This is a genomic window from Paenibacillus sp. MB22_1, assembly GCF_047200555.1.
GTDB lineage: Bacteria > Bacillota > Bacilli > Paenibacillales > Paenibacillaceae > Fontibacillus > Fontibacillus phoenicis.
Genome location: NZ_JBLADV010000001.1, coordinates 1,327,430 through 1,340,337 on the forward strand (window position 1 = coordinate 1,327,430; position 12,908 = coordinate 1,340,337).

General features: G+C 51.7%; 10 protein-coding genes. 8 read left to right on the forward strand and 2 right to left on the reverse strand.

The window, feature by feature from the left end; genetic code table 11:
* The first annotated feature begins 62 nt into the window (after positions 1-62).
* The 6 genes from ACL02P_RS06145 (at position 63) to ACL02P_RS06170 (ending at position 6,240) form a co-directional block, all read left to right on the forward strand.
* Positions 63-1,352: an MFS transporter gene (locus ACL02P_RS06145; RefSeq protein ID WP_009226169.1), complete on the forward strand. Its 1,290-nt coding sequence runs from the start codon at positions 63-65 to the stop codon at positions 1,350-1,352.
* A gap of 124 nt (positions 1,353-1,476) precedes the next feature.
* Positions 1,477-2,211, forward strand: a complete 735-nt coding sequence (locus ACL02P_RS06150; RefSeq protein ID WP_009226168.1) for a phosphonate ABC transporter ATP-binding protein — start codon at positions 1,477-1,479, stop codon at positions 2,209-2,211.
* Between the two features lie 14 nt (positions 2,212-2,225).
* A complete protein-coding gene (locus ACL02P_RS06155; protein WP_260070299.1) occupies positions 2,226-3,482 on the forward strand; it encodes a hypothetical protein in 1,257 nt (418 codons plus the stop codon).
* A 29-nt stretch (positions 3,483-3,511) separates the two neighbouring features.
* Positions 3,512-4,210, forward strand: a complete 699-nt coding sequence (locus ACL02P_RS06160; RefSeq protein WP_009226166.1) for a response regulator transcription factor — start codon at positions 3,512-3,514, stop codon at positions 4,208-4,210.
* Positions 4,207-5,655: a HAMP domain-containing sensor histidine kinase gene (locus ACL02P_RS06165; protein WP_323076574.1), complete on the forward strand. Its 1,449-nt coding sequence runs from the start codon at positions 4,207-4,209 to the stop codon at positions 5,653-5,655. Before ACL02P_RS06160 ends, ACL02P_RS06165 begins: the two co-directional genes overlap by 4 nt.
* Before the next feature lie 42 nt (positions 5,656-5,697).
* Positions 5,698-6,240: a GNAT family N-acetyltransferase gene (locus ACL02P_RS06170; protein WP_412836959.1), complete on the forward strand. Its 543-nt coding sequence runs from the start codon at positions 5,698-5,700 to the stop codon at positions 6,238-6,240.
* 83 nt (positions 6,241-6,323) lie between these two features.
* On the opposite strand, the gene ACL02P_RS06175 is transcribed toward ACL02P_RS06170, so the two are convergent.
* Positions 6,324-7,544: a glucose-1-phosphate adenylyltransferase gene (locus ACL02P_RS06175; RefSeq protein ID WP_412836960.1), complete on the reverse strand. Its 1,221-nt coding sequence runs from the start codon at positions 7,542-7,544 to the stop codon at positions 6,324-6,326.
* A 179-nt stretch (positions 7,545-7,723) separates the two neighbouring features.
* On the opposite strand from ACL02P_RS06175, the gene glgB reads away from it, so the two are divergent.
* Positions 7,724-9,652: a 1,4-alpha-glucan branching protein GlgB gene (gene glgB, locus ACL02P_RS06180; protein WP_412836961.1), complete on the forward strand. Its 1,929-nt coding sequence runs from the start codon at positions 7,724-7,726 to the stop codon at positions 9,650-9,652.
* Between the two features lie 152 nt (positions 9,653-9,804).
* Here glgB and ACL02P_RS06185 read toward each other — a convergent pair whose 3' ends face one another.
* The gene (locus ACL02P_RS06185) at positions 9,805-11,049 is read right to left on the reverse strand and encodes an IS110 family transposase (RefSeq protein WP_090728280.1); all 1,245 of its coding nucleotides are present in this window, start codon (positions 11,047-11,049) and stop codon (positions 9,805-9,807) included.
* A gap of 411 nt (positions 11,050-11,460) precedes the next feature.
* Here ACL02P_RS06185 and glgA point away from each other — a divergent pair, with 411 nt between their 5' ends.
* Positions 11,461-12,891: a glycogen synthase GlgA gene (gene glgA / locus ACL02P_RS06190; protein ID WP_412836962.1), complete on the forward strand. Its 1,431-nt coding sequence runs from the start codon at positions 11,461-11,463 to the stop codon at positions 12,889-12,891.
* Positions 12,892-12,908: the final 17 nt, after the last annotated feature.

Sequence of the window (12,908 nt, forward strand, 5' to 3'; positions counted from 1 at the left end):
CTCCCAAAGAACTTTGCATTCAGATTCATTATGGCTTGTTCGGTAGTGGATTGTCTACTATAATGTTAAAGGATTATTCGGAAAATATCATTTGGGGAAAAGTCGTCAACATATTGACGATTTTTCTTTGTTTTTTAAGGAGTGTTTTCATTTTGGAAAGCTCGATCAGAAGGACCCATCGTGTATTTACCCCAACCTTTATTCTGATCTCTGTCATTATTATCGCGGGGCTCAGTCAAGGGCTGCTGCTGCCGGTGTTGTCCATATTTATGGAAGAAAGGGGGATCTCCTCCTCCGTAAATGGGCTGCATGCTGCAGCCCTTTATGTCGGATCGTTTGCCATGTCGCTGGTGGCGGAGAAGCTGCTGCGTCGCACCGGGTTTAAGCTCTTGCTGCTGAGCGGCGTCGTCCTCGTTATGCTCGCTTTGCCGGTGTTTCCGCTGGTATCGGATTTACGGCTGTGGTTCATCCTGAGATTGCTTGTCGGGATCGGGGATAGTGCGATTCATTTTACCTCGCAGCTCTGGATCATTCTTGTATCGCCGCAGGACAAAAGAGGCCGGAACATCTCCTTGTACGGGATGTCATACGGGCTTGGCTTCAGCATTGGACCGCTGGGCATCCGGCTGCTGGAATACGGGCAGGCTGTTCCGTTCGTTTTGCTGGCGATCCTGTTCCTCACCATCGTAATCCTAGCCGCCTTGTATTTGCCGGATCGTGCGCCGGAACCAGTTCGTCAGGAGGAAGCCGGTGCTCCGCGCAAGGTTCCGCAAATCTACCGGCTGGCATGGTTCGCACTGCTGCCTGCCTTGCTTTACGGATATATGGAAGCCTCCATGAACAGCAACTTTCCGATTTACGGCTTACGTTCGGGGCTTAGCGCTGCGGATATCGCGGCATTGCTGCCGTTCTTTGGCATCGGCGGCCTGATTCTTCAGCTCCCGCTTGGCATCCTAAGCGACCGGTTCGGCCGCAAAAAAGTGCTGATGACCGCAGGACTCACCGGTGGACTCCTGTTTCTGGCTGTTCCATTGGCTGGGAGTCATTTTATGGCGTTGCTTCTATTGTTCATGGGCGCAGGCGGCTTGGTGGGTTCGTTCTTCTCGCTGGGCCTGGCGTATGCCGCGGATTTGCTTCCGCGTCATTTGCTTCCGGTCGCTAATGTGATTGCTTCCTTTCATTTTAACTTTGGCAGCATCATCGGCCCGAACCTCGGTGGAGCGGCCATGCAGCTAGGCGCGGCTCCGATGTTATTCATCCTTCTGGGCTCGGCTTATCTGTTGTTTTCCGCATCCGGGCTGGTATTCCGGCCGGAGCTTTACAAAAAAAGCGTAAATATGAACAGGCTGTAATGGATTTTCGTTGATTTTTCCAATACACTAAAGGGTAAGAAAGGGTATTGCAAATTTCATGTTAGTTCAAAAAAGGTGAACAACAACTTTGAGTACCTCTTAATCGTAAAAGGAGAAATCGGACATGATCAGAGTCAACCACTTGCAGAAATCGGTGGATGGAAATAAGAAGAAGGTGCTTCGCGATATTACCGTCCAGTTTGGTGCAGGGGAAATGATTGGCGTTGTCGGGGCAAGCGGCAGCGGCAAAAGCATGCTCCTTCGTTGCTTGGCGCTGCGTGAACGCTGGAATCGGGGCGATTATACATGGAACGGGGACAAAGTGATTGAAGGCGGCGGACGCGGCTCACAGAAATATCGCTCCCAATGCGCTTATCTCGAACAGAACCCCTCCTTGTATCCGGAGAAAACCGCGCTAAAAAATGTCCTGATCGGACAAGTGGGACAAACTCCGCTTCTTCGCCGGCTGACCGGGATGGTACGGTCGGACGATTACATGGGCGCGATGGACGAGCTGGAGAAATACGGCCTGCTGGACAAAGCCCACGTCAAAGCCGGTAAGCTGAGCGGCGGTGAGCGCCAACGTGTGGCCATCTGCCGGGCGCTGGTTCACGGAGCTAGCTTCCTGGCTGCGGACGAGCCGGTAATCGGGCTGGACCCTAAGTCGGCGGAACGCGTGCTGGAAACGTTAAAGGAGCTTTGCACGCAACAAAATAAGATCGTCATTACGGCGTTGCCGCTGGAATTGGCGGAGCGTTACTGCACCCGGATCTGGGGACTTTCTGAAGGAAAGATCAAGCTTGACGTGTCCGGACGGCGGCTCTCGATGGAAGAGAAACGCCTGATTGATCTGGTATGAAACGAGTGATGAGCATGTTGACTAAGAGGGGATTATCCGCTTGGGCTGGAGCTTGCCTGCTTCTGATCCTAAGCGGCTGCAGCGTGATCAGCGATCCGAAATCCTTGATGCAAACACCGCAGCTCTCCACCGACCGCGCATCGCTAATCAGCGTCATTAAGGCCGAGCTGAAAGGCGGAGAGATCGTCTCGCCGCGGGACGTCCGCAATATCAGCTCTATTCGCACGCCTGACCTGAACAACGACGGGATCAAGGAGGCGGTGGTCTTCTATGAGACGCCGGATGAAGCGGTGCGGATCCACGGGATGATTTTAGAGCATCAGGGGAACTCCTGGGTGCTGAAGGTACGTTTTGATGGCGAAGGTCAGGTCCTTGAAACGTTTGATCTGCTGGACTTAAACGGCGACGGCAATCTGGAGATTATCGCTGGCTTCTCCAGCGGCTCCGATGAGCTGCAAAAAGGATTAACCGTATATACTTATAACGGCAGCGAAGTCGAGAAGGCGATCGCGTTGCCGTACAATTATTTTATGGTGGACGATCTGAATCAGGATAACATTCCGGATATCACGGTTGTGAACTTAAAACGCGAGCAGTATACAACGGTTACAACGTATCAATATGACGGATCTTTTAAGGAATTAAGCCATCTGGAACTCGACGATCCGATCAGCGAGTATTATAATGCGGTCAGCGGTAACATTACGCCCAACCTAAAAGGGATTATTCTTGACGCAACGGTGGGAACCCATTCCGCCTTCTCGACGGTGATCGTGATGAAGGATGGGGAGCTCGTCAACCTGCTGCCTTCGCAGGATATGACGCTCAAAGGGTATCCGATTCTCAGCGGTGACGTCAATAATGATGGGTTGCTGGAAATCGGTATGCTGGAGAAGCCCAAAGGCTGGGAGTATATTTCATTTGATGAAATTCCATGGCTGTTCTCCTATTACCAGTGGGATGAGAACGAAGGCCTCAAATTCGTCATGCAGCAATATATGGATATGGCTGGACGTTTCTACTTCAACTTCCCGAAAGAATGGCAAGGCAATGTGACGATCGATACGAAATCCGACAAAAATGAGCACCTAATCTTCGTCAAGATCGATACGAATGAGCCTGTGGCGGAAATCCGCTTCTTTACGCTGTCGGAATGGGAGCGCAATAAAGGGGATTGGGAGCTGCTTGCACGGGATGCCGATAAGGTCATCGGGTTCCTCAGCCATACAGATTTAAAAGTCAATAAAGGCGAGACGGAAATTAAACGTTAAGCCGTTTTTTGAAAGAGGGGGCAACCAAATTGAGCAAAGTGCTGATTTTGGAGGACGAAGAGTCCATCCGGAGTTTTATCGTCATTAACTTGAAACGAAACGGCTTCGATGTGCTTGAAGCGGCGGACGGCAACGAAGCGTTAAGCAAGCTGCAAAGCGTTCCGGACATTGACATCGCGCTCCTCGACGTGATGGTGCCGGGGATTGACGGCTTTGAGGTGTGCCGGCGGATCCGCGAAACGAATGAACGGATCGGGATTATTTTCCTCACGGCCAAAGTGCAGGAGCAGGATAAGGTCTATGCGTTGTCCGTTGGGGCGGATGATCATGTCAGCAAGCCGTTTAGCCCAACCGAGCTGATCGCCCGCATTCAGTCTCTGCTGCGCCGGGTCAATGTCTACCGCGAGAGCAGTGCGAAGGTGACGTTTACGTCCGGACCGTTTACGCTGGATTTGATCTCCAAGCAATTTAAGAAGAACGGGCGGCTGATTGAGCTGACCCCAACAGAGTTTTCGTTGATTCAGTTCTTCCTGGAGAAGGAGAATACCCCGCTGAGCCGTGATGTACTTTTGGATCACGTCTGGGGTAAGGAATATATGGGCGATCCAAAGATCGTGGATGTGAATATTCGCCGTTTGCGGCAGAAGATTGAAACGAACCCGTCCGAACCGGCTTTCCTGCAAACCGTGTGGGGGCACGGTTATAAGTGGAAAGGCGAGGGACAATGATCAAGAAAGGGATTGGACGGCAAATCGTCTTACACTATTTCATCGTTGTATTCGTAACCTTGTTTATGGTCGAGGTTATTTTCACGTTGGCCATTCGCATGTATTATTACGATACGATCTATAATCACATGTCCAATCACTCGATGTGGGCTTCGGACTACTTCCAGAAATTCGTCCGGTTGAATACGGAGGGGGATCCGGATTATTTTACGGAAATGCTCCGCACCTTTGAGCTGGATAATACCGAGCTGATGATTCTGGATCGCAACGGCGAGGTCAAGGCAAGCACCAATCCGTTTCAAGCCGACAAAGCGATTCAGACCAGCGATGTTCCGCAAGCGTTAGCCGGGAACGTCGGCAAATGGATCGGGCGGCAGCCGGCGACCGGCGAGCTGGTGATGGCCGTTTCAAGGCCGCTTCAGATCCAAGGACATACGCAATACATCGTCCGCTACGTCACCTCGATGGAGTCAGTAAATTCCAAGCTGCTGAACTTGACCTTTATGTCGATTGCGGTTTCGGTGGCCGTATTGGCCATCGTTACGCTGTTTAGCATCGGATTGGCGAACTCGATCGTTAAGCCCATTAATAATATTCGTGACGTATCGGCGCAAATGGCCAGAGGGAAATTCGATGCGCGAATCAAAGGCAATTACCGTTATGAGCTCGGTGAGCTGGCGGCTACCTTAAACTATATGGCCGAAGAGATCGTCCGCAGCAATCAGATCAAGGATGATTTTATCTCATCGATTTCACACGAGCTGCGCACGCCGCTGACCGGGATTAAGGGCTGGAGCGAGACGTTAACCTCCGGCGGCTTCGATCCTGAGGAGACGAAGATTGGGATAGGGATTATCGCGAAAGAAACCGATCGCTTGATTGGACTTGTCGAGGAAATCCTTGATTTCTCGAAGCTGCAATCCAACGAGATGAAGCTGGTGATCGGAGAGGTGAACCTCAAAGAACTGCTTCAGGAGACGATGCTCAACGTCTGGGCAAAGGCGGAACAGAAGCATATTCAGTTGAAGCTCGAGGATAAAACCGACGGCACCGCCATTGTCAGCGGGGACGGCAACCGTCTGAAGCAAGTGTTCTTGAACGTGGTGGACAATGCGATCAAGTTTTCCCATGAACAAAGCTGGATTCATCTGGTCATCGACCGTCTGGATGCGGAACGTGTGAAAGTGGATGTCATCGATTCGGGGATTGGCATTAGCGAGGAGTATTTAAACAAAGTGAAAGATCGTTTCTTCCAGGTGAATCACCAGGGCGGCGGTACCGGGCTGGGACTCGCAATCAGTCAGCAGTTGGTTGAGCTGCATCATGGGGAAATGGAAATTCAGAGCGAGCTTGGCGTTGGGACGACCGTCTCTGTGATCTTGCCGCTGTTAAGCGACACCCAAAGGGAAGAAGCTGCAGCCGAAACGGAGACAAAGCCTCAATAGAGAGAGAATAAATAGAGATTCATGGAGAGAAGGGAACCTACTTTGGAGCAGCTCATCGATAAACTTGAAACGGCTCAGGAAACGCTTGACGTCTTACTGGCAGGCGAAGATGATTTGGAGACGGTGCGGCAGGTCCTGGTAGAAGCCGCGACTTGGATGCAAGAAAATGGCGTGAATCAGTGGAATCCGCAGCAATTTACACCGGAGCTGATTCGGTCATATTTTGAAGATCGTGAAATTTACCTGCTGCAGGAGTCAGGCGAACCGGTGGCCTTGTTTACGCTGCAGGATTCAGATCCCGATTATTGGGGCGAGCTGAACGTTCCCGGTTACAGTTACCTGCACCGGCTCACGATCCGTTTGGCTTACCGCGGTCGCGGGCTGAGCAGTGAAATTCTACGTTATGCTGCTAAACGTTCCAAGGCGCTGGGACGTCCCGGCATACGGCTTGACTGCTGGAACCAGAACCAGAAGCTTACTCAGTTATACGAGGGCTTAGGGTATCAGCTCCAAGGAACGGCCAGCAATAACGGACGCGAATTCAATTTATATCAGCTGGACGCTGATTTATATGCTCAAGTTTAACACCGATTAAAAGCACATACAGAACCGAAAGGGACCGCCTCGAAAGATCATCCATGGATTCTTTCGAAGCGGCCCCTTTTTGGTTAGGAGAGCAAGCCTTCGGCCCGAAGCCGAGGGGCGTTATCGTACACTTCCTGAAGCAAGCGGGAGGGCTGAGGTCGGCTTACCGGTTTGGCATACACGGTTTCGTAAGGGGCCACAACGCTGATATCTCCAGGCTCCGCTTTGATGACAGTACCGTCTTTGATGATGGCGCCTTCACCGATAATCGCCCGCTCGATCACGACGTTACGACCGATTTTCGCGCCCGGCATAATGACGCTGTCATTGATTCGGGAGTACCGGCCAATTTCCGTGCCGGCGAAAATAACCGAACGTTCTACATATCCTTCGAGTGAACAGTGATCATGGATGAGGGAGGAAGGGAAGTGGGTGTGACGTTTTTTAACCCATCCTTGCATGAGCGGCCGTTCTCGGGTAAACATCGGCCAATCCTCACGATGAAGCTTCCATTCGGAGGACTCAACCAGCAAATCCATATGTGCTTCCCATAGACTTTGAACCGTTCCTACGTCCCGCCAATACCCTTCAAATTCATACGCGTGCAGCGGCTCGCTGCCTGCCAACATTTTCGGGATTAAGTCCTTGCCAAAATCATGGCTGGAGTTCGGATTGGCTGCATCTTCCTCGAGCTGTCGCTTTAAGAACTCCCAATCAAACAAATAGATACCCATCGAGGCGAGATTACTAGTGGGCTGCGCCGGCTTCTCCTCGAACTCGGTAATGCGGTTGTGCTCATCCTTCGTCATGATGCCAAAGCGATGGGCTTCTTCCCAGGGTACCGGCATGACCGAAATCGTTGCTTTCGCCTGGTGACTGAGATGGAAATCCAACATGTGACGGTAGTCCATATGGTAAATATGGTCTCCCGAAAGGATCAGGACGTATTTGGGCGAATGACCATCGACAAATGCCATGTTCTTGTATATGGCGTCCGCCGTTCCCGTATATTCCTCAACGCCTTCCCGATACGCTGGCAGCAAAGTGATCCCGCCATTCTCGGAGTGCTTCAGCTTCCATGGTTCTCCTTCGCCAATATGCTCATGGAGCGAAGCCGCTTCATATTGCGTCAAAACCCCAATCGTATCAATTCCGGAGTTGACGCAGTTGCTGAGAGGAAAATCGATGATCCGGTAATGTCCGCCAAAATGCACGGCCGGTTTCGCCAGCTTGGTGGTCAGCGGAGATAATCGTCGCCCCTCTCCGCCGGCAAGAAGCATTGCAATACAGTCCTTTTTCCTCATTTCATTTCCCTCCCGCATGTTTTGGTCTGTGAGGCACATACATTAGGATATAATGTAGATGGAATAAATTATGGAAAATATCCGAAAGTATTACATATTTTTGATGTAAATACTGAAATTTTTTTGAATTTCTTAAAACAGTTGACGTTCTTTCATCCGTTGTAAAGGTGGTGACAGATTTGTTTGATGCCAGGTTCGAATCAGCATGGGCTTCCGCCGTATCCCCCACGGATATTTACTTGTTCCGCGAGGGGACATTGTATCAAAGCTACCGCACGTTTGGCGCCCATCCCGTAACCGAAGGGGGAAGACGTGGAGTTCGCTTTACCGTTTGGGCCCCGAATGCATGCCAAGTCGCCGTTGTCGCCGACTGGAACGGTTGGAAGGGGACACGTGATGTACTATATAAGATACCCGATTCGGGAATTTGGACTCGTTTTTTTCCGGATGTTCCGGTTGGAAGTTTTTACAAGTATGCTTTGACCGGGCCGGATGGGGAGACCCGCTTGAAGGCAGATCCATATGCTTTTTATGCAGAAGTGCGGCCAAAAACAGCTTCCATCATCACTGAATTGGACAACTACGTTTGGGGAGATGAGAAGTGGATCCAGAACCGCAGCGCACCTTACGCACGGCCAATCAACATTTATGAGCTTCACTTCGGGACCTGGCGGCAACGGCCCGACGGTTCTTTTTACACATACCGAGAGATGGCGGATTTGTTAATCCCCTACGTGAAAGAGATGGGCTACACCCATATCGAAATCATGCCTCTATGTGAGCATCCGTATGATTTATCATGGGGATATCAAGCGACGGGTTATTTTGCCCCTACCAGCCGGTATGGGGAGCCGCAGGACTTAATGTATTTCGTGGATTGCTGTCATCAGGCCGGGATTGGTGTGTTGCTCGACTGGGTGCCGGGCCATTTTACGAAGGATGATCACGGGCTGCGTCTTTTTGACGGAACGCCCCTGTTCGAGTACGCCGATCCGGCCAAAGCGGAGAAACCGGGATGGGGGACGCTCAGCTTTGATTTCAGTAAACCCGAGGTACGTTCTTTTTTGATCTCCAGCGCGATATATTGGCTTGAAAAGTATCATTTCGACGGGCTGAGAGTCGACGCCGTGACCAGCATGATTCGTTACGATTTCGAGAAACCGTCCTGGGCGGCAGCGCGTAACGAAAAGGGCGGCAGCGAAAATCTGGAGGCGATAGAATTCCTGCGGCAGCTCAATACTGCGGTGTTCCGCTACTTCCCGCATGCTTTGATGATGGCGGAAGAGTCCAGCGCATGGCCGTTAGTGACCGCCCCTGCGCATCAGGGTGGACTTGGCTTTAATTACAAGTGGAATATGGGGTGGATGAACGATACGTTGGATTATTTTGAAACTCCGTTCAGCGAAAGACCTCACCGTCATCACTTGCTTACGTTCCCGATTTGGTACGCCTATTCGGAGAATTTTACGCTGCCGCTCTCCCATGACGAGGTCGTGCACGGCAAAAAATCGCTGCTGGACAAAATGCCTGGCAGCTACGAGCAAAAATTCGCCGGACTTCGTCTGTTACTTGGGTATCAGCTGACAACTCCAGGGAAAAAACTGTTATTTATGGGCGGAGAATTTGGCCAATTTATCGAGTGGCGTGATCAAGGGGAGCTGGATTGGTTCCTGCTTGATTACGAGTCACATCGGCAGATTCATGGGTATTGCCAGGCGCTAAATCGCTTTTATCTGCAAGAGCCGGCGCTGTGGGAGCAGGATCATGCGCCTGAGGGGTTTCAGTGGATGATCCCGGACGATGACAAACAAAGTGTGATTGCGTATGTGCGAAAAGGAAAGCAGCCGCAGGAGCTGTTGCTGGTGCTGCTGAATTTTCTGCCTGAGGAGCGAAGGGAGTATCGTGTTGGCGTTCCATTGCCTGGACGGTACGAGCTTGTATTTAACAGTGATGATGTTCATTTCGGCGGGTTCGGGCACCAGCAGCCCAAGCTGCATTTGAGCGAAAAAACAGCTTGGAACGGTAGGCCCCAAAGCCTGACCGTTACGCTTCCTCCGCTGAGCATGACGGTGTGGAAGCGTCAAGCGCCAAGAAGTCCAGCGGTATGATGTCAAGTCCTAGATTCGAGTAAATTGGAAATTTTCTATGTGAAAAGTGCTTTGAGTCTAGAAAAATGACAATATCAAACTAATCCCAGCCCAAATCAAGGATAATTCCAGATTTTTACTGGGAATGAGTAAGGACTTTGGCAAAGGGGGCGTCAATCCTTCGCAGTCGTTACCTTCTTCCGTGGCGTATAGAGTTGGCCGTTGCGTAGCAGCACATCGACCAGACGCACAAGTTTTCTTGCCGTTAAGACGAGGGCGCGTTTGTGTTGGTGCTTAGGAACTTCTTTGTACTTCTTCCGGTAATACTCACCGAATTCCTCATCGCGGTTTTTCACCGAGTTGGCAGCTTCAACCAGGTAATAGCGAAGGAATCGGTTGCCGGATTTAATGCGTTTGGTATCTTCGGCTTCAAAAGGGCCAGACTGATGTTTACGCCAGGAAAGGCCGGCATACTTGGCCACAGCCGCTTGATCACTGAAGCGATCGATGTCTCCAATCTCCGCGAGGATACCGGCGGCATACACCCGGTCAATCCCAGGGATGGAGCGCAAGCATTTGGATTCAGGCAGGCCTTCGAGAATGCGCTCTATGGCTTTGTCCAAATCTTTGAGCTGTGCCTGGATGCTTCGAATCACTTGAATGGATGTGCCAAGCACCAGGTCGATGGAGTCCTCAACCACTTTGGAAAGTCGATAAGAGGCTCTGGCAGCCTTCTGAATGCAGCGTGCGACGTTCTCCGGATCAGGGAAGCGATTGCGTCCCTTGTCCCTTAAATAGTCGGCCAATTCGGCGACATCCATCGTGGCAATGTCGTCAAGGCTGTACTTCTCGGAGAGCATCTCCATGAGCGCGTGACCGAATACCGAGCTGTCTACTTCGGTCGTAAAGGCGTTGCACTTGTAGAACAGGTTCTGCAAAAAATATTGCTTCTCACGCGCCAGGTTGTGGATCAGGTGGAATCGCATGCGCGTGAGGCGCTGGAGCGCAACATATTGCTCTTGCATGACGATGGTGGTGGTCAATCGTCCAAAGCGCAAGCGATCCGCAATCACCCAGGCATCAAGACGGTCGGTCTTGTCCATATCCGGGTAGGCTTCTCTGAATTTGCTGACCAGCTTCGGGTTGATGGTGAACACTTTGGCTTTACGGGCTTTGAGCGCCGGATCCTCATGCATGAACATGGCAGGATGCCAGCTGTAGACCGAAGTCGCTTCAAGGCCAATGTGAATCTCGGAAGACGAATGCTTGTCCGCTACAGCGACGATGCGATCTCTCAGATGAGAAGCGCCGTCGAGATTATTCTTGACGGTGAGCGTTTCCAGCTTGTCTCCGTCGGGATTCATAAAGCACGCTTCCAGTTCTTGTGAGCTGACGTCAATACCGACAAATAACTTCAAATGGAGTTCCTCCTTTCTGTTGAGGGATTCAGGGAATGGACGCTCCGGGATGCCTCCGGCGCACACGCAGATCAATCACCCTCGCCTATGAGAACACACTTCAGTCCATGAGCTGCCCCGGCACTGCTATAGCCGGGCATGGGTTGCCGAAGGGAACAGCCAGCGGGTAAGAAGTTCAGACGTGTACCGGAGAAACAGACTTTTAATGTAGACGTGGCTACAGGAGGGATACGAATTTCCCCGAATGGACCCTAAGTTCCATTGTCCAGAGACATTCCAGAAAGTCCAGTCCCCATTCAATTTTCAAAGAACGATTTGCTGGAAAATTTCAAGGAATCTCTCCAGCCCCTACGGGGCTGGAAGCTGAAAGAAAAGAGCTTTCAAAAGATACTATACGAGGAGGGCGAAACGATGAAGATTTTGTTTGCTGCGGCCGAAGTCGCGCCGTTTATTAAGACCGGAGGCCTGGCTGACGTGATTGGGGCACTGCCCAAGGCGTTGATCGAAGCCGGCCATGATGTACGGGTGATCATGCCAAGATATCGCGAGCTGCCGCAAATTTACCGTGAACGTCTGCATCATCTCGGCACCGGCATGGTGCCAGTCGGATGGCGGAACAAGTACGGCGGAATATCCCGGCTGGATTGGGAAGGAATCCCCGTGTATATGATCGATAACGAGGACTATTTTGGCAGAGTAGGGATCTATGGCCATTGGGATGACGGCGAGCGGTTTGCGTTTTTGGATCGGGCGGTGCTGGAGCTGCTTCCCCTTACCGGGTTTATGCCAGACATTATCCATTGCCATGATTGGCATACGGCGATGATCCCGCTGCTGCTGCGGGAGCATTACCGCGATCGGCCCGATTACCGGAACATTCAGACCGTTTATACGATACATAACCTGTTATATCAGGGGATTTTTCCGAAAGAGATTCTGGGAGATCTGTTGGGGCTCCCTTGGGACTACTTCACGCCGGAAGGGGTAGAGTATTACGATCAAGTCAGCTTTATGAAAGCCGGCTTGGTCTACGCCGATCATGTAACGACGGTCAGCCCAACTTATGCTGAGGAGATCAAGACCGAGCATTACGGTTATGGGCTGGACGGTCTGCTTCGCTCAATCAGCGGCCGGTTGTCGGGAATCGTGAACGGAATTGACACCCGGGCTTACGATCCGGAGACCGATCTGGAGCTCTTTGCCCGTTATGGACGCAACCTAGAGCAGAAGCGGGCTAATAAACCAGTGCTTCAGCGGGAGCTCGGGCTGCCGGAGACACCAAATACACCGCTGATCTCGATGGTTACCCGTCTAGTTGAACCAAAGGGGCTGGATTTGGTGATTCGGGTAATGGATGAATGGCTTAGTACGGATGACGTGCAGTTTGTGCTTCTAGGCACAGGGGACCGAGCTTATGAAGATTGGTTCCGGGAAGCGGCATGGCGTCACCCCGGGAAGCTGTCGGTCCAAATCAAGTTCAGCGACGCGTTATCCCGGCGCATCTATGCCGGCAGCGATATCTTCCTGATGCCTTCGCGGTTTGAGCCATGCGGCATCAGCCAGCTTCTGGCGCTGCGGTACGGCACGATCCCCGTCGTACGAGAAACCGGCGGCTTAAACGATACAGTGCGCTCCTACAACGAATTTACGGGGGAGGGCAACGGCTTCACCTTCCGCAACTATAACGCGCACGATATGTTGTATACGCTCCGCCGGGCGGTGTCCTTCTACCGCCAGCCCGAGCATTGGCACCGGATTACAGCAAATGCGTTCGCCGGCGATTACGGTTGGGATGCATTGGCAAGACAATACCTCCACATATACGAAAGCCTGAAGAAATAGCGGACGATCGTTCGTCC